Origin of the sequence: Aurantimonas coralicida DSM 14790, from assembly GCF_000421645.1 — a bacterium.
Taxonomy (GTDB): domain Bacteria; phylum Pseudomonadota; class Alphaproteobacteria; order Rhizobiales; family Rhizobiaceae; genus Aurantimonas; species Aurantimonas coralicida.
This window is the reverse complement of the sequence record NZ_ATXK01000001.1, coordinates 921296-938533: the sequence shown is the minus strand read 5'-3', so window position 1 is coordinate 938533 and position 17238 is coordinate 921296. Positions and strand designations below refer to the sequence as shown.

Annotated in this window: 17 protein-coding genes and 1 tRNA gene; 5 read left to right on the top strand and 13 right to left on the bottom strand. The window is 67.1% G+C overall.

Annotation, left to right across the window (positions count from 1 at the left end; all coding sequences use genetic code 11):
* Positions 1 to 157: 157 nt before the first annotated feature.
* Entirely contained in the window at positions 158 to 619 is a 462-nt protein-coding gene (locus H536_RS0104320; RefSeq protein WP_009208261.1) for a phasin, read from the top strand.
* A 264-nt stretch (positions 620 to 883) separates the two neighbouring features.
* Positions 884 to 960, top strand: a tRNA-His gene (locus H536_RS0104315).
* Positions 961 to 1067: 107 nt separating this feature from the next.
* Here H536_RS0104315 and H536_RS0104310 read toward each other — a convergent pair.
* The 3 genes from H536_RS0104310 to xseA all read right to left on the bottom strand — a co-directional run bounded on the left by H536_RS0104310 (position 1068) and on the right by xseA (position 5032).
* Positions 1068 to 2408, bottom strand: a complete 1341-nt coding sequence (locus tag H536_RS0104310) for an O-antigen ligase family protein (RefSeq protein ID WP_024349300.1) — start codon at positions 2406 to 2408, stop codon at positions 1068 to 1070.
* Entirely contained in the window at positions 2405 to 3187 is a 783-nt protein-coding gene (locus H536_RS0104305; RefSeq protein ID WP_051141492.1) for a glycosyltransferase family 25 protein, read from the bottom strand. The genes H536_RS0104310 and H536_RS0104305 overlap by 4 nt, the downstream gene beginning before the upstream one ends.
* A gap of 201 nt (positions 3188 to 3388) precedes the next feature.
* Positions 3389 to 5032, bottom strand: coding sequence for an exodeoxyribonuclease VII large subunit (gene xseA / locus H536_RS0104300; RefSeq protein WP_024349298.1), 1644 nt, complete (start codon positions 5030 to 5032; stop codon positions 3389 to 3391).
* A gap of 147 nt (positions 5033 to 5179) precedes the next feature.
* Here xseA and H536_RS0104295 point away from each other — a divergent pair, with 147 nt between their 5' ends.
* Entirely contained in the window at positions 5180 to 5992 is an 813-nt protein-coding gene (locus H536_RS0104295) for a pentapeptide repeat-containing protein (protein ID WP_244877505.1), read from the top strand.
* 32 nt (positions 5993 to 6024) lie between these two features.
* Here H536_RS0104295 and H536_RS0104290 read toward each other — a convergent pair whose 3' ends face one another.
* Positions 6025 to 6978, bottom strand: coding sequence for a LysR family transcriptional regulator (locus H536_RS0104290; RefSeq protein ID WP_024349296.1), 954 nt, complete (start codon positions 6976 to 6978; stop codon positions 6025 to 6027).
* A 175-nt stretch (positions 6979 to 7153) separates the two neighbouring features.
* On the opposite strand from H536_RS0104290, the gene H536_RS0104285 reads away from it, so the two are divergent.
* On the top strand, positions 7154 to 7432 hold the full coding sequence (locus H536_RS0104285; protein WP_024349295.1) for a DUF1127 domain-containing protein: 279 nt from the start codon (positions 7154 to 7156) through the stop codon (positions 7430 to 7432).
* Positions 7433 to 7532: 100 nt separating this feature from the next.
* Here H536_RS0104285 and H536_RS0104280 read toward each other — a convergent pair whose 3' ends face one another.
* The 4 genes from H536_RS0104280 to H536_RS0104265 all read right to left on the bottom strand — a co-directional run bounded on the left by H536_RS0104280 (position 7533) and on the right by H536_RS0104265 (position 12379).
* On the bottom strand, positions 7533 to 8840 hold the full coding sequence (locus H536_RS0104280; RefSeq protein WP_024349294.1) for a hemolysin family protein: 1308 nt from the start codon (positions 8838 to 8840) through the stop codon (positions 7533 to 7535).
* Positions 8841 to 8951: 111 nt separating this feature from the next.
* Entirely contained in the window at positions 8952 to 9959 is a 1008-nt protein-coding gene (locus H536_RS0104275; RefSeq protein WP_024349293.1) for a hypothetical protein, read from the bottom strand.
* A 169-nt stretch (positions 9960 to 10128) separates the two neighbouring features.
* Positions 10129 to 11502 carry a glutamate--cysteine ligase gene (locus tag H536_RS0104270; protein ID WP_024349292.1) on the bottom strand — a complete coding sequence of 458 codons (1374 nt, stop codon included), beginning with the start codon at positions 11500 to 11502 and terminating at the stop codon, positions 10129 to 10131.
* Between the two features lie 130 nt (positions 11503 to 11632).
* Complete coding sequence (locus H536_RS0104265; protein ID WP_024349291.1) at positions 11633 to 12379, bottom strand: 16S rRNA (uracil(1498)-N(3))-methyltransferase; 747 nt, start codon at positions 12377 to 12379, stop codon at positions 11633 to 11635.
* A 129-nt stretch (positions 12380 to 12508) separates the two neighbouring features.
* Between H536_RS0104265 and H536_RS0104260 the strand changes: the two genes are divergently transcribed.
* A complete protein-coding gene (locus H536_RS0104260) occupies positions 12509 to 13306 on the top strand; it encodes an SDR family NAD(P)-dependent oxidoreductase (RefSeq protein ID WP_024349290.1) in 798 nt (265 codons plus the stop codon).
* A 113-nt stretch (positions 13307 to 13419) separates the two neighbouring features.
* On the opposite strand, the gene H536_RS0104255 is transcribed toward H536_RS0104260, so the two are convergent.
* The 5 genes from H536_RS0104255 to H536_RS0104235 form a co-directional block, all read right to left on the bottom strand.
* Entirely contained in the window at positions 13420 to 13632 is a 213-nt protein-coding gene (locus H536_RS0104255) for a hypothetical protein (RefSeq protein ID WP_024349289.1), read from the bottom strand.
* Between the two features lie 90 nt (positions 13633 to 13722).
* Positions 13723 to 14388: a LysE family translocator gene (locus tag H536_RS0104250; protein WP_024349288.1), complete on the bottom strand. Its 666-nt coding sequence runs from the start codon at positions 14386 to 14388 to the stop codon at positions 13723 to 13725.
* Between the two features lie 130 nt (positions 14389 to 14518).
* A complete protein-coding gene (locus tag H536_RS0104245) occupies positions 14519 to 14890 on the bottom strand; it encodes a VHL beta domain-containing protein (protein ID WP_024349287.1) in 372 nt (123 codons plus the stop codon).
* Between the two features lie 135 nt (positions 14891 to 15025).
* The gene (locus H536_RS0104240) at positions 15026 to 15700 is read right to left on the bottom strand and encodes a LutC/YkgG family protein (RefSeq protein ID WP_024349286.1); all 675 of its coding nucleotides are present in this window, start codon (positions 15698 to 15700) and stop codon (positions 15026 to 15028) included.
* Positions 15697 to 17133, bottom strand: a complete 1437-nt coding sequence (locus H536_RS0104235) for a LutB/LldF family L-lactate oxidation iron-sulfur protein (RefSeq protein WP_024349285.1) — start codon at positions 17131 to 17133, stop codon at positions 15697 to 15699. Before H536_RS0104235 ends, H536_RS0104240 begins: the two co-directional genes overlap by 4 nt.
* Positions 17134 to 17238: the final 105 nt, after the last annotated feature.

Here is a 17238-nt window from a genome sequence, read left to right as displayed (position 1 = left end):
AGGAGTTGCGATTGAGGGTTAACGAGTGGGCAGTTTGCGGAATATCCGGACGCTGAATGTTGCACTGCACAAAAATAGTGATTAAGTAAAAGGCAGTCGCAGGCGTTTTGGGACGCAGCGGCCAAATGATAGTTACCCAGATAGAGGAGACACCCAGATGGCCGACGCCAAGAATTCCCAGGATCCTTTCGCCATGCCGAACCCGCAGATGATGGGCATGGATCCCTCGCAGATGAACGAGACCTTCCGCGCCATGACGCAGAAGTCGATGGAGCAGTCCAAGGAAGCCTACAGCCGCATGAAGTCGGCGGCCGACGAGGCGACCAAGGCACTGGAATCGACCATGGAGAACGCCCATCAGGGTTCGCTCCAGCTGTCGAAGAAGGCCATCGACGCGATGCGCTCGAACGCCGAGGCCGGCTTCCAGCATCTCGACAAGATGATGTCCGCCAAGTCCTTCGCCGAAGTGATCGAGATGCAGACGGCCTATGTCCGCAAGCAGATCGAGATGGCGACGGATCAGTCCAAGGACATGCAGGCGCTGACCCAGTCGGTCGCCAAGGACATGATGAAGCCGGGCCGCGATGCCTTCGAGAAGGCCTCGAAGAACGCCCGCTGATTCTTCGCCATGGGCCGGCGGGGCATCTGCCTTCCGCCGGCTGAGCGATGAAGCCGGGCCTCGTCCCGGCGACAGGCGCCCGACGTCTTCATAGGCACCGGGCGCTCGATAATGCCTACCCCGCGGCCACATGCGGGTCAGGAAAGCCGGTCTGTCCCATTGGCGAAAACCGATGACGGACTTTTCCGACCTTCGCTCCGATCCGGGCTTGCACCGCGGGGCGAAAGATTTTATCTCGTCACTGCGCGGGCGAAATCCCGTTGTGCGGTTGTAGCTCAGTTGGTTAGAGCGTCGGATTGTGGCTCCGGAGGTCGGTGGTTCGAGACCACCCAACCGTACCATCCCTTTTCCACATTGATATCGGTTCGGTGACGCAGCGAATGGCTGCGTCTCGGCGCAGCAGGCCTGCGCGCGCTGCCTTCCATGGCGGCGGCGAGAGTGCGTGCGCCTATCCGGCCCGGGCTGCACGCCCGGCGGAGTTTGCCTCCCGCGCCGCCTGCTGCAGGCGGTAGAAGCAGCAGAAGCCGAAGCCGGCCGCGACCAGCATGAAGGATTCGCCGATCGCCAGCCGGTTGTTGGAATTGGTCAGCATGGTCAGGGCGAAGAACGCCGTCGCCGTCACGTAGAGCACCAACGCCGATGACGGGATCAGGCCGCGGGCGCGGCAGGCAAAGGCCTGGCGGAGGCTCCAGACCATGAGAACGGCATAGAAGCCGAGGCCGACGAGGCCGTAGCGCACGGCCACCTCCAGATAGCCATTGTGCATGAGGTGGTAGCCGACGCCCGCGTAGCTTGTTGTCTCCCAGAGCGCTTCCCAGGCGATCCCGGTTCCCAGGACGAGGTTCGTGCGCCAGATCTCCCAGCCATTCATCCAGATCATCAGCCGCTCGTGGAGACTGAACGGGACATTGCCCGAGGCGATCAGTGCGTCCACCGCGGCTAGCGGATCGCCGCTGCCGGTCGCCCCGGCGACGAACGCGACGGCGGTGGCGATGTTCGGCGCGATCAGGGCCGAGATCTCCGGATAGAACAGCACCGACGGGATCGCCGCGGCGACCATGACCGCGGCCAGGAGCAGCCAGTGCCGCAATTGCGTGCGCTCGGTGAAGACCATGGCGAACAGGACCGGAAGGGCACCCAGCAGCGCCAGCCAGACGCCCTTGGAAAACGCGCCGGCGATGCCGAGGAAGCACAGGCCGGCGACGATGACGCAAAGGGCGATGCCGCCGATCCGCAGGCCCCGGTGGCGCGGTCCCGGCCGCGCGAGATAGAGGCCGAAGCAGATGGCGGCCAGCGCGATCAGGCCGGCGCCGACCGAGGCATGGATGGGATTGCCGTGGAAGAGCAGCGGCGCGCGATCGCCCGACAGCATCGTTTGCGGCTCGAGGCTCGCCAGAAGGGCGATGAGGCTGATCACCAGGAACGCCCAGGCCGTCGCGGGCATCCGCTGCCAGTTCAGGAAGAAGGCGTAGCCCAGCGTCGGGTAGATCAGCGGGAAGAGATAGATCCCCTCGGCCGAGCCCCCCGCCATGTCGGGGGTCATCACGAAGACGGCGGCATTGCGCAGGAGGATGTAGACCACCCAGGCGATGCACAGCCAGCCCATGATCCCGATTGCCGGCCGCTGGTCGGTTCTGACGAAGGTGACAAGGGCCTGGAGCAGGAGAAACGGCGCGCAATAGCGATAGAGGTCGCTCTCCACCCAGACGGCCGAGACCAGGCCGAGCATCAGTAGAACCGTGAGCGTCGGCATCGCCGCCTGCGCTGCCCGTGTCAGGCCGTCGCTCATCTCAAGGCGTAGGCCGCGCGGCGCACATAATCCACGGCGCGGAACAGGAGGGTGGGCGTGCGCTGGAAGAGGGGGATCTTCGAGCTCTTGTAGTCGGAACTCCGGCTGGTGGTGATGGTCGAGCCGCGGCTCAGCTTGCTGAAGCCGATGACCTTGCGCGGAACCGTGTAAATCCGTGCGTTCAGCGCCCAGCCCCGCTCGAAGGCGATGTCCCAGGGAAGCCACATGGTCTGGAGGGCGTCGTGCAGGATCCGGGCGCCCTCGCGGGTGACGGCGTAGCAGGCGGCCGATCCCTGCGGGCCGTGAACGCAACGTCCGAATTTCCCGATGCCCTCGCCACCATGGGAGACGAAGCCGCGGATGCGATGATTGGCGAGCTTGAGGACGTGCAGGTCCGGCTTCTGTTCGAGGATGGCGGCGACGGCGGCAGGCGTCTCGGGCTTCAGGACGATGTCGTCCTCGCAGATCACCGCGACCGCTTCGCCGGAATCGATCACCGCCTGCAGGGCCGCAAGGTGGCTGCGATAGCAGCCATATTCGCCCGGAAGGATGATCCGTCCATGGCTGCGTCGGAAGCGGTCGTGATCGACATCGCGCCATTCGGCCACCGGAATGGCCGCGCCGTCGGTGCCGGGAACCCGGGTCACGTCAACGCCGATGTCAGCGGCCGACTGGGCGATCTCGTGCCATCGCTCGGTCGACCGGTCGAGATTGATAACGAAAAACCGCAGTGCCTTCGCCTCGATTGTATGCTGGGACCGGCATCCGGTGGATCGCATCCGACCGCCCTGCCGGGTCCCGTGCCGCTTCAGAGCATGTTCCGTGCTAGCGCGAAAAGGTGTTGGAACCGTTTGCCGCCGCGCCGCAAGCCTCGGGGCGTGGAAAAGCAGATTCCGGCTGATGAATCCAGAGCCGGAGCGCCCGACCCGGCGGCGTCCTGTTCCTCGGGCCGTTGTTGCGCCAAGCGCTCCGGCCCGGCCTCAGAACAGCGTGCCCTGATCCTCTTCGGCGGCTTTGGCGGCCGGACGTCGCTTCGCCCGCAGTTTTGGCGGTTCCGTTTCCGCTGCCGCGGGCTCTGGTGCCGCATCGCCCGGACCGATCGGCGCGACAATTGCACCGGACTCGCCGGTCGCCACCGCGCTGCGCCGCTGGTCATGGGCGAACTGCACCTCGAAGGCCATGCCCGGCTCCAGCCCCGACGCCCGCACGATCGGCTCGCCGTCCGGTCCGCGCACGATGGTGTAGCCGCGCTCCAGCACCCGCATCGGGTTGAGGCTGTCGGCGACCCGCCATGCGGAGGCGAGGGCCTGGCGCCGTCCGGTGGCGGCCAAGGCTTGCGCGGCGGTCAGCCGCTCGCCGAGCGTGCCGAGACGCAGGCGCGCGGCCTCGGCCCGGGCATTGATGCGGTGCGGCTGCAGGTCGGCGGCAATGCGTTCGAAACGCTGACGCTTGCGCTGCACGAGCCCGGTCACGGCATGGGCCGCATGGCTCTGGTGATGGCGCAGATCGGCGCGCTTTTCGCGCAGCAGCGCCTCGAGGCTGGACGGCGCCAGCCGGGTCGCGACCTCGCCATAGGCCCGGCGCTTCTCCGACAGGTTCACCCGCAGGCACTGGCCGAGCGAGGTCGATGCCTCGTCCAGCCGGCGGCGCGGCAACGCGAGCAGCATGTCGGGCGAGGGCAGGGCGCGGGCGGTAGCGGCGACGGCGCGGCGGTCCTGGTCGAGCCGGCGGGAGATCGCGCCCGAATGACGGGCGGCGAGCGCTGCGACCGCCGCGACGAGATCGGCGCGCACGGGCACCGCCATCTCGGCGGCACCGGTCGGCGTCGGCGCGCGCATGTCGGCGGCATGGTCGATCAACGTCCAGTCGGTCTCGTGGCCGACGGCAGAAATCAGCGGGATCGCCGAGGCCGCGGCGGCCCGCACCACCACCTCGTCGTTGAAACCCCAGAGATCCTCCAGGCTGCCGCCGCCGCGCGCGACGATGATCAGGTCCGGTCGGGCGATGGCTCCGCCTTCGGGAAAGGTGTTGAAGCCCTCGATGGCGCGGGCGACCTCCTCGCCGGAGGTCTCGCCCTGCACCCGCACCGGCCAGACGAGGAGATGCACCGGAAAGCGGTCGGCGATGCGGTGGTGGATGTCGCGGATGACGGCGCCGGTCGGAGAGGTGACGACGCCGATGACGCGGGGCATGAAGGGCAGGGGCCGCTTGCGCTCGGCGGCGAACAGGCCTTCGGCTTCGAGCTTGCGCCGGCGTTCGTTGAGCAGCGCCATCAGCGCGCCGGCGCCGGCCGGCTCGATCTGCTCGATGACGATCTGGTATTTCGACGAGCCCGGATAGGTGGTCAGCTTGCCGGTGGCGACGACCTCCAGCCCTTCCTCGGGCTTGAAGGCGAGCTTGGAAAAGGCAGTGCGCCAGATCACGGCGTCGATCCGGGCGCGGTCGTCCTTCAGCGAGAAATAGGCGTGGCCGGACGAATGCGGACCGCGATAGCCGGAGACCTCGCCGCGCAGGCGGACATGGCCGAAGCGCTCCTCGACGGTCCGTTTCAGCGCGCCGGAGATTTCCGAGACGCTGTATTCGGCGACGTTCGACATGGGGGCGGATTCGGGGCTGCGGCTCATGCCTCCAGTGTCAGGACCACGGCGCCCGGGTCAAGCGAATGTGCCGAGAATGCCCGATGCCAAGCCTGGCTGATCACCGCGATGCGCTTTGACCCTGGGGCAGGTCGGGTGTCAGGGTCGTCTGACGATCTGGCCGATTGGGAGCACATGATGGAACGGCCCGGTGCGACGGAGCGGCGGCGGCGCCATGTGCGTCCGGCCGTCTTCTCCCTGATTCTCTTCATTCTCCTGGCGGTGTCGCTGCTGGTGGTGCCGGCCTCGGGGCAGGACATGATGCGGGGTCTCGACCTGACCTCGCCGCGCATGACCGAAGCCGCGATGACCCGCGCCGAGGTCGAGGCGCTACTGGCGAGGGCGACGAAAGCCGAGCCCGCCGATCTCAGCCGGGCCGAACTGAATGGCCTCGATCTCTCAAGGCTCGATCTGGCCGGCGCCGACCTGACCAGCGCCTATCTCAACGGCACGGATCTCTCGAACGCCGGTCTCGCCGGGGCCAAGCTCGACCAGGCCTGGGGCCTTGGGGCGAATTTCACCGGGGCGGATCTGTCCGGCGCCAGCCTGTTCCAGTCGCAGATGCAGGACGCGACATTCGACGGCGCCGATCTGTCGGCGGCGCGGATCGCCGGCGATTTCAGTCGCGCCTCCTTCGTGCGGGCGAACATGAGCGGCGCGGATTTTTCCGCCGACATGCGCAACCAGTCGATGGGCCTGATGCGCGGCGTCCTCAACTCCGCCGATCTGACCGAAGCGGACCTTTCCGGCGCCAATCTGTCGCGCGCCGCGGCCGAGTTTGCCGACTTCACCGACGCCGATCTGTCGGGCGCGGATCTGACGCGTTTCGAAGCCTCGGGCGCCAATTTCAACGGCACGATGGTCGAAGGCGCCGACTTTGCCGATGCCGAACTGCGATCGGCAAAGCTGGACGAAATTCGCGGCACGGCGAAGAATCTGCGCCGCTAGGCGGCCCCCGTTCGTGCCGTTCTGCTCTGCCGTCAGCCGGCGACCTTCAGCCGGCCATTCCCCAGCGCCGGACGCATGGGGCGCAGTTCCGGCAGGCGTGACGGGCGGGCCTTGCCGTCGGGCGGCGACAGATTGGCGAGGCTCTCGCGGATATGCTCGACCAGCGCGGTGATCACCGGCCCGTCGGCATTGCGCGACTTCACGACGCCGATCTCGGTGTCGAGCAGGGTTGGGAAGCCCTCATATTCGCCCAGCACCCGCATGCCGGGTCGCAGCGCGCATTCGGGCAGCACGCTGACCGCCAGGCCGGAGAGGACGGCCGAGGTGACGATCTGCGCCGACCAGGAGGTGAACAGCACCTTGTAGCGCCGGCCGATCCGGCCGAGGGCTTCGCAGCCCTCACGGCGCCAGACGCAGTCCGGCCGGCCGAGCGCCAGGGGCAGGATCTCCTCGTTATGGGTGTCGTGCGAGGCCGAGGTCACGAAATGCAGCGGCTCGCGGCGCACGATCTCCGGCAGTGACGCACCGGGGTAGCAGTCCGACACCAAAGCCACGTCGAGGCGGCCCTTGTCGATATGTTCGGCCAGGTTGGAGGAGGGCTCGCAGGCGATCTGCAGTTCCACCAGCGGGTTCGAACGCGAGAACCGCGCGAGGATTTCCGGCAGGAAGCGCTCGGCATAATCGTCCGGCAGGCCGATCCGGACATGACCCTGCATGGCCTCGTCGTCAAAGGCCGACAGGGTTTCCTGGCTCAGCGCCAGCATGCGCCTTGCATAGGTCAGCAGCCGGGCGCCCTCGCTGGTGATGCGGATGGTGCGGCCGTTGCGCTCGAACAGGCTGACGCCAAGGCGCTCTTCCAGCCGCCGCATCTGCATCGACACGGCCGACTGGGTCTTGAACACGTCGTCCGCCGCACGGGTGAAGCTGCCGGCGTCGACGATGGCGACGAAGGTGCGCAGATGGTCGAGATCGAGGGGCGTGCTCATGGCTTTTCCCATCACCGATGATGATGGCTGAGATTATTAACATTCGTTGGTCTGATCAATAGCGGGCGCATATCTTCGTCGCTGTCAGGAAGAACTTGGGAGCGCCGGTCCGTCGCATGCGGAGGGCCTCCCGCCTTTTTCCCGATCCCCCGATGGCACGAAAGGAGACACGGCCATGGCGATCACAACGAAGACGCGGCTCAGCCCGACCCTTGCTCACCCGGCGCAGGCAGCCAAGCTGCTCGTCGTGGCGGCCCGTGCGATCGTCAAAACCATGCTCAATCGCCGCAAGGTCCGCGCGATGAGCGAGATGTCCGACTATATGCTGAAGGATATCGGCCTGCGGCGCGACGATATTCACGACGCCCTCCATACCGACTGGCGCGAGGACCCGACGTGGCGGCTGGCGGTCGCGGCCGCGCGGCGCCGTCGCGGCGGCTACGACTGGGAATAGGGCCAAGCCCCGCCCGATATTCTTCGAGACATTTACGCGGCGGCCGGCCAGTCCGGTCGCCGCGTTTTGCGTTCAGCCCGCCAGTGCAGGCGGGCGAGGATCAGCCCTCGGTCGGCCTGGCCGGTGCCTGGTCGGTTGCCATCATCAGGAGCTTGTCGATGCGGTGCCCGTCCATGTCGACAACCTCGATGCGCCAGCCCTTCCACTGGAAGTGTTCGCCGACTTCGGGGATGCGGCCCAGCCGGTCCAGCACGAGCCCGGCCATGGTCTCGTAATCCCGCTTCTTGGGGAATTCGAGTTCCGGGATGGCGCTTTCCAGGAGGTGGATCGGGATCGCGGCGTCGATCAGGCGCGAGCCGTCCTCGCGCTCGACGACATGCGGGTCGTGGTCGTCGCCCTCGGGCAGCGAGCCGGCGATGGCCGCCAGAATGTCGGTCGGCGTGGCGACGCCTTCGAAGGAGCCATATTCGTCGAGAACGATGGCCATGTGGATCTGCGCCGCGCGGAAGCGCTCCAGAAGCTGCAAGATCGGCATCGTCTCGTGGACATAGAGCGGTTCGCGCATCACCGAGGCGACATCGACCGTGCCGGTCTCCTGCTGCTGCTCCAGCATGTCCTTGGTCTGGACGACGCCGACGACGTCGTCGGTCTCCGTGTCGATCACCGGATAGCGGGAATGGTTGGCCTCCAGGATCTTTTCGAAGACCGCCGCGGGACCATCGTCCACCGCCACCCACACGACGCCCGGCCGCGGCACCATGATCGAACGCACATTGCGGTCGGCCATGCGGATCACGCCTTCCAGAAGCTCGCGCTCCTTCGGCTTGAAGACGCCGATCTGCGTGCCCTCGGCGATCATCGCCCGCACGTCCTCCTCGGTGACGCCATCGTCGCGCTCGCCGTCGCTGAAGATACTGGTGATGGCGTTGGTCGAGACCCGCAGGAGCCAGACGATGGGTGCACCGACCTTGGCGATGACCGCCATGATCGGGGCGACCTTGATGGCGATCGCCTCGGCCCGGCTGAGGGCGAAACGCTTGGGCGCCAGTTCGCCGACCACCAGCGACAGATAGGTGATGACCATGACCACTGCGACGAAGGCGACGGTGCCGGCATAGGGGCCGATCAACGGCCAGTCCTCGATGATCCCGGCCAGCGGCCCGGCAAAGGTCGAACCGCCGAAGGCGCCGGCGAAGATGCCGACAAGGGTGATGCCGATCTGGACGGTCGACAGGAAGCCGGTCGGGTCCTCGATCAGCTTGAGGGCGCTGGCGGCGCCGCGCCGACCCTCGTCGCGCATCTGCTCGACACGCGACTTTCGCGCCGAGACCACGGCGAGCTCCGACATGGCGAAGAAGCCGTTGATGAGAACCAGGAGGACGATGATGAAGGCGTAGAAGATGAGCAAGGAGATGGCCGTGTTGTCGGGGCAGGCCGCCGGACGGGCGGCCCTGGACGCTGTGACCTAGCGCGCCGCGGCGCGAGGGAAACGCAGCGCCCGGCTCGGCCCTCCCGCCGGCTAGGTCTTGCGGCTGTCGCCGGAGGCCGGTCCGTCGCTGGCGTCGTCGGCGGGTTTTTCCGATCCGGTGCCCTGGAACAGGTCGAGCATCTGCCGCGCGAACTCTTCCTGCATGGTCATGCCGGCCCGGGCGAGATCGTCGAAGCCACCAGCTGCCTCGTCCGACGCCTTGGCCTCGCTCGTCGCTTCGGGCGCCGGCTCCTGCGCCGGCGTACGGGCCTCGGGTTCGGTGGGCTGCGAGCCTGCGCTGCCGCTCGTATCCGCGCCCGACATGCCGCTGGCGAAATGCGCCATCATGGCGTCGAAGGGCTGGAAGGGGTCGAAGGCCGCCGGCGTCTCGTTCGTGCGGTCCGCAGGCCTGGCGCGGGCGCCGGTCTCGCCGGTGCTCGGCGGCAGCCAGGGCAGGCGGCCATTGAGCGCGTCGGAAAACAGGCCAGTGAGATAGTCCGAGCCCATGGTGCCGGGGCCGCTGCGCCGATGCGGTTCGTCGGAGGGCCGGCCTATGGCTTCCATGGCGTTGGCGCTGCGCCGCATCATCTCGGCCATGGCGACCGGGTAGTTGCCTTCGGCAAATCCGGCCGGCTGCTGGCGCGCCATGTTGGCCAGCATCATCTGCATCATCGTCTGGATGCTCATCACCGAGAGGCTGCGCATCAGCTTCTCGACCGTGTCGGGCGCGATGTCGCTCATGGTCGAGACCTTGCGCGCCACCTCCAGAAAGATGTCGCGCGAGCCGAACAGATTGTCGGCAAGGTTCTTGGCCGCCGGGCTGCGGGCGGTCTCCGGCCCGGGCGTGCCGACGGCGTTCATGAAGGGCAGGAAGTGCCGGGACACCTCGGACCAGGCATTCGGGTCCGACATCGCCCGCTGCAGCGCCAGGGTGAAGGCGGGGGCGAGGGCTTCCGTGGTCTGGCGGATCTCCTTGCGGCTCAGCTTGAAGGCATCGGCGAGCCTGTCGGTGCCGAGACCGCCGTCATTCACCGTCAACCAGTCGAAAAAGTCCGTCATGGCGACCTCGCTCGCAGGCGTGCCCAGGCAGAACGGGGCACAGACCGATCATCCTGTCAAACCGCCGGGGGAAAGCCAATCACAAAGCAAGACCGCCTGTTGCAGCGTCGGACTGCAACAGGCGGGAACAGTCGAAGGGCGGGGCTGCGGCCGCTCGGCCGGCAGGCGCTCAGTAGGTCAGATGCTTGAAGACGCGCTCCATCGAACCGTCCCACTGTTCCTCGAACAGCCGGACCAGCTCTTCGCCCGACGTGGTGCCGCGAGCGACGACCTCTTCGAGCGGGGCGAGGAAATGGCTCTCGTCATTGCCTTCCTCGTTGCGCCGGTTGCGGGCAACGAGGCCCTGGCGCGACAGCCGGACCGTCTCGCGGGCCAGTTCCAGGACGCTGGAATCGCGGAACGGGGTGCGGAAGCCGTCGCGCGGTACCGCTTCGCGCATCGCCGAGACTTCCTCGAAGGTCCAGTCCTTCGTCAGGGCCTCGGCGGCGTCGAGCGTCGCCTCGTCGTAGAGCAGGCCGACCCAATAGGCGGGCAGGGCGCAGATGCGCCGCCACGGTCCACCATCGGCGCCGCGCATTTCCAGGAAGGTCTTCAGCCGCACATCGGGGAACAGCGTCGACAGATGGTTGGTCCAGTCGCCGAGCTGCGGCTCGGGATCGGGAATGCGCCCCTTCAGGGCGCCGTCCATGAACTGGCGGAAGGTGACGTCGGTGACGTCGGTGTAGCGGCCGTCGCGGGTGACGAAATACATCGGCACGTCGAGCGCCCATTCGGCATAGTCGCGATAGGAGAAATTCTCCTCGAAGACGAAGGGCAGAAGGCCGGAGCGCTGGTTGTCGACGTCGGACCAGACGTCGGAGCGCCAGGAGCAGAGGCCGTTCGGTTTGCCCTCGGTGAAGGGCGAGTTGGCGAAGAGCGCCGTCGCGATCGGCTGCAGCTTCATGCTGGTCTGCATCTTGCGACGCATGTCGGCTTCCGACGAGAAGTCGAGATTGACCTGGATGGTCGCCGTGCGGAACATCATGTCGAGACCGCGGGTGCCGACCTTGGGCATGTAGCGGCGCATGATCTCGTAGCGCGACTTCGGCATGACCGGGGTCTCGTCGAGGGTCCAAGTCGGCGACGAGCCGATGCCGAGGAAGCCGATGCCGAGCTCCTTGGCGACCGAGCGGACCTGGGCGAGATGCGCGTTGGATTCGCGGCAGGTCTCGTGGATCGTCTCCAGCGGCGCGCCGGACAGCTCGAACTGGCCGCCGGGCTCCAGCGAGATCGCGCCCTGGCCGGCGCTGCCGAACAGGCCGATGATGCGGCCGTCGTCGATGATCGCTTCCCAGCCAGACAGCGCCTGCATGCGCTCCAGAAGCTTGCCGATGCCGCGCTCGCCCTCGTAGGGCACCGGCGACAGATCCTCGGTGTAGAAGCCGAATTTCTCGTGCTCGGTCCCGATGCGGAACTGCGAGGCCGGCTTTTCGCCTGTCGCCAGATGAGCGGTCAGATCCTCGACCGAGGTGACCGGCGTCAGATCGGTCGTATCGCGCGCCATGCTCGTCCTTCGAATGGTTCAGCCGGTCCTGCCGGCAAGCGGAGTCCCGCCACGGGAATATCGGCACTGCCGATTTTCCCCTCGGACCGCAACATAATTCGTGTTGACGGTGTGGCCAGTGCGGCGTGCCTCAACCTTGCCGCCAGTCGCCGATGGCGGCCTGCAGCACCGCCATGGCGGCCACCGCCGCCGTGTCGGCCCGCAGGATGCGGGGGCCGAGCGAGATGGCGGTGACGAAGTCGGCGGCGTTCAGCCGCTCGCGCTCGTCGGCCGAAAAGCCGCCTTCCGGGCCGATCACCAGGGCGTGCAGGCCTTCGGGCAGCGCACGCAACGTATCGATGGGGCTCGCCGCATCGGCCCGTTCGTCGCAGAAGATCAGCCGCCGGCCGCTGTCCCAGCGGTCGAGCATGTCGTTGAACTTGACCGGCTCACGGCATTCGGGGATCGACAGGATGCCGCATTGCTCGGCCGCCTCGATCGCATTGGCGCGCATGCGCTCGGTGTTGAGGCGGGTCGCCTGCACATGCTGGGTCATCACAGGCTGCAACACGCCGGCCCCCATCTCCACGGCCTTCTGGACCATGTAGTCGAGACGGGCGTGCTTGAGCGGTGCGAAGAGGTAATGCAGGTCGGCCGGCGGGGTCTGGTCCCGCACCTTTTTGCGCGGGACGAGGTCGAGCTTCTTCTTGGCCGCCTTGACCAGATCGCAGCGCCATTCGCCGTCGCGGCCGTTGAAGGCCAGCACCTTCGCGCCCTCGCCGAGCCGCATGACGTTGAGGAGGTAGTTGGCCTGCACCGGCGTTGCCGGCACCGGGGTCTTGGCGACCAGATCCGCGTCGAGATACAGGCGCGGGCTCTTGAAGTCGTGGTTGGGCATGTCTCGAATCGTCCTTCCCTCGGGCCGTGGCACGGCCCGGATGCGGCATCGTGTCCGCATGGCGGCGAAACCTAATCTCCCCGCAGTCATTGTCACGCGAAACCCTCAGACACAAAGCAAGGACACCGCATGGATCTCCAGATCAAGGATCGCGTCGCGCTGATCACCGGCGCCACCGACGGCATGGGCTTCGAAACCGCCCGCATCCTCGCCGCGGAAGGCTGCAAGCTGGTGCTCTCCGACAAGGAGATCACGCGGCTCGAAAAGGACGCCGCCTCCCTCGACGCGGACTATATCTGCGTGGCCGCCGACGTGACCGACCAGGCCGCGGTCGATGCGATGGCCAGGCAGGCGCTGGATCGCTTCGGCCGGATCGACATCGTCCTGCATACGGCCGGCATCACCGGCGCCAAGGGGCATCCGCTGGAGGTCGCCGACGCCGATTACCTGGAAGCCTGGGAGATCGACTTCATGTCGGCGGTGCGCGTCGCCCGGGCGACCTTCCCGACCATGCGCGCGAATGGCTGGGGCCGCTTCGTCTGCATCACCTCGGAAAACGCCGTGCAGCCCTATTGGGATGAGGCGACCTACAACACCGCCAAGGCAGCGCTGGCGGCCTTCGTGAAGAACCTCTCCTACAAGGAAGCCGAGCACGGTATCCTCTGCAACACCGTCTCGCCGGCCTTCATCGAGACCCAGATGACCGACGGCATGATGGAGAAGCGCTCCAAGGAACTGGGGGTCTCCTTCGAGGAAGCCGTCGAGAGCTTCCTGGAGGAGGAGCGTCCGGGCATCGCGCTGAAGCGTCGCGGCCGGGCCGAGGAGGTCGCCGCCGCGATCGCGCTGATCGTCTCGGAGCGGGGCTCCTTCATCAACGGCTCGAACATGCGGGTCGATGGCGGCTCGGTGCAGGCCGTCCAGAACTGACCGGACCGACAAAGGCCGGCGGGATCGCTCCCGCCGGCCTTTGTCTGTTTTCGCAAATGAAAAGCGCCGCGCAGCCCTCGAGGTGGCGCGGCGCTTGTCTGCGTCTGTTGGTGTTACGGCTTGATCGGACCGTCGATGCGGCTCGGCGCGACCGGATCGGAGGCCGGGAAGGTCTCATCCAGCGCCTCGTCGAGTTCTTCCTCGTCGGTCATCGGCCGATCGCCGCCACCGGAGGCCGCGTTGTCTTTCGCATCCTTGTCCTCGGCGCGGTCGCGCGGGCCTGCGTGCATGGCATTGTCCATGGCGGATTCGTTCAGCGTCTTCATCTCGGATGCTCCATTCGGAATTGCCAACGAAACGGCGTCACCGGCACCCTGTTCCACGCGGGAGCGAATTCTGCCGGGGCGGGCGGCGCGTCAGACCGGCCGGGCGACCAGTGCCGCGGCGATGCCGGCGCCCATCAGGCAGGAGCCGCCGATGCGGACCACGAAGCGCATCACCGACGGGCGTCGGATGAGATCGCGGGCCCGCACGGCGAGCTGCGCATAGAGAAAGGCGTTGCCGGCTGCCAGGAGCACGAAGAGCGTAACGAGGATGCTGGCCTGTGGCCAGTAAGGCCGGGCGGGATCGAGAAACTGCGGCACGAAGGCCACGAAGAACACGATCCCCTTGGGATTGAAGACGGTGACCAGAAAGGCGTCGCGGAAGATGTGGCTGGGCCGCACCGTACCTGTCTCCGGCAGTCCCGCGGCGACGGGATCGAAATCGTTCGGCGCCTGCGAAGCGCGCGACAGGGTGCTGCGCCACATGCGCAGGCCCATCCAGACCAGATAGAGCGCCCCCGCCCATTTCAGGGCGACGAAGGCCGTGGCCGACGCCGAAAGAAGCGCGCCGACGCCGATCAGCGACAGGCTGGCCGCCACGAGATCGCCAAGTCCCACACCCAGCACGCTGGCCAGCGCGACGTTGCGGCCATGCGCCAGTGCCTGGCCGACGACCATGATGATCGTCGGTCCGGGGATCACGAGAAGGATCAACGAGGCCAGCGCAAAGGCGGCAAGCGTGGCGGGATCAATGGGCATGAACGCTCCGCTGGCGACCGGGATGCGGAAGAGAGCCACCCGGCCGCGCCGCGGTCAAGCGGGGCTGCGCCTGCGCGGGGCTGGCCCCCTGGAATTTGGGCCGTCGCCCGGTTCCACCGCTCTAGAAGCGTCAGTCGCCGCCGCTGCCGTCCGAAGGGACCGTGATGTCGAAGCGTTGCGCGTCGCGGCGTCCGGGCATGAAGATCTCGATGCAATTGCCGGGGCCGTCGGTCAGCATCCAGGGATGGGTGCGATAGGTCTCGACCCGGAAGCTCTCGCCGGGATTGAGGTTGGCGTAACTGACCGGCTGTCCGTCGAAGTCGAGCCAGTCGACGCTGCGATATTCCTCGGTGCGGTTTACGAAGGTCACCGTGACCGACCGTGCCGATTCCTGCGAGCGCAGGCCGGGAAAGTCCCGGCAGGACGCCGCGCTGGCGGATCCCATGGGAAGCGCTGCCGTGACCGCGATTGCCGCAAGGCCCGTCCATGTCCATCCGGTCATCGCCGCCTCCCCTGGCCGCGCCCGGTACGGGCGCGGGAGGGAAAGCCTAGCCCGGTTTGTGTCAAAGCTCATCCCGTCCGGCGGAAATATTTCCCCAGCGTCATGCACGGTCGGTGCAAACCGCCGCGCGCCGCGTCAGTCGACGATGACGATGTGCAAAGCGCGCGGGCCATGGGCGCCCAGAAGCAGCGTCTGCTCGATGTCGCCGGAGCGCGACGGGCCGGTGACGAAATTCAGCGACCGCGGCATCTCGCCCTTGCCGTAGCGCGCGCGCAGCATGGGGAAGACGGCTTCCATCTCGCCGCCGATGCTGTCGGCCTTCACCACGACGATGTGGTTTTCCGGCAGGAAGTTGAGGCTCGTCGGGTTCTCAGGACCGGAGACGAGCACCAGCGTGCCGGTTTCGGCGATGGCGGTTTCGGCATGGGAGAGGCCATTGAGATCGTCGCCGTCGCTGACGCCCTTGCGGATGGTGAGGGACGTGGCGTCGAAATCGGCGTCGGCGAAGCGCGGGTCTTCGGACATTCTGAGATCGGCGGGGAAATTGTTCTCGCGCAGCCAGCGGGAGACCTCCCCGGCCAAGTCGCCATAGCCGGCGATCCGCGCGGTGGTGGCGTTGGCCCGCTCGGCCATGCGGATGAACAGCGCCACCTGCTCGTCCTGGGGCAGCTGGCCGCGCTGGGGCACGATGCCGACGGGTGCGCCGGCCATGCGCTCCTCGACGATGCGCCTGCGCTCGGGGTCGTTGGGACGGGCGCCGTTGGAGCGGCGGATCCGGCCGAGGACGGCTTCGCGGGTGGATGCGCTCATCGTTTGTCCCCCGTCGTCGCATGGGATTTCTGGGCGTATTGCTGCATGAAGGTCCGCCCTTCGGGCGCCGGCAGGTCGCGCCATTTGGTCCAGCCGCCGGCCAGCGGCAGCGAGGCGAAGCGCCGCTTGCGGCCCGCCGCCAGCTTCAGGAGCGGCATCGCCATCGACACCGCTGCCCGGTAGAGCGCCGGCCGCCGGGCGAAGAACGCCCAGACGCCGAGCCCGGTGCGCTGGGTCCTGGGCTGCAGATGGCTCTCGAACTCCTTCTCGCGCCAGTGCCGCATCATCTTGGGCAGCGGAATGCGCATCGGGCAGACGCTCTCGCAGCGGCCGCAGAAGGTCGAGGCGTTCGGCAGATGGCCGGACTTGTCGACACCGATCAGCGACGGCGTCAGCACCGCGCCCATCGGGCCGGGATAGACCCAGCCATAGGAGTGGCCGCCGACGGCGTGATAGACCGGGCAATGGTTCATGCAGGCGCCGCAGCGGATGCAGCGCAGCATCTCCTCGAACTCGGTGCCCAGCATGTTGGAGCGGCCGTTGTCGAGGAGGATGACGTGGTATTCCTCCGGCCCGTCGAGATCGGCGTCCCGCTTCGGCCCCGTCGAGAGCGTCGTGTAGACGCTCATGTCCTGGCCGGTGGCCGATCGCGCCAAGATGCGCAGGATCTGGGCGGTGTCCTCCAGCGTCGGTACCAGCTTCTCGATCGAGGCCAGCACGACGTGGCACTTGCCCAGAAGCTGGGTGAGGTCGCCATTGCCCTCGTTGGTGACGATGACCGACGAGCCGGTCTCGGCGATCAGGAAGTTCGCACCGGTCACGCCGATGTCGGCCTCGACATATTTGCGGCGCAGGATCTGGCGGGCCTCGCCAAGCAGCGTCTCCGGCTCGACCAGATTGCGGTTCGGGTCGAGATCGACATGGACGCGGCGGAAATCCGCCTCGACCTGGTCGCGGGTCACGTGGACGGCCGGGGCGATGATGTGGCTCGGATGCTCGCCGCGCAGCTGGATGATGTATTCGCCGAGATCGGTCTCGACCGGCACGATGCCGTTCTCTTCCAAGAAGGCGTTGAGGCCGATCTCCTCGGAGATCATTGTCTTGCCCTTGGTGACGGTCTTGGCGTTCCGCTTGCGGGCGATGTCGAGGAAGATCTTGCGGGCGTGGTCCGCATCCTCGGCGAAATGCACGATGCCGCCCGAGGCTTCGACCTTGGCCACATAGGCCTCGATATAGAGGTCGAGATGCTTCAGCGTGTGATTCTTGATGGCGACGGCGTTGTCGCGCAGGGCGTCGAATTCGGGCAGGGCGTCGACGGCGGTCTGGCGCTTGTCGATGAAGCCCTTCTCGACATGGCCGAGAGCCCGCTGCAGCTCGACATCGGCGAGCGCCTTGACGGTATTGGCCTTGAACGTATGCGAAGTGATCTGCATGGGGCGGAGCCTATTCGGGCATGAAGTCTGGGGCGCGACGCTGCGCGGCCGTCCACGGGGCGGCGGCCGCCACCGGGACGAGCGTTCTGCCGCTTTGCTGCAGGC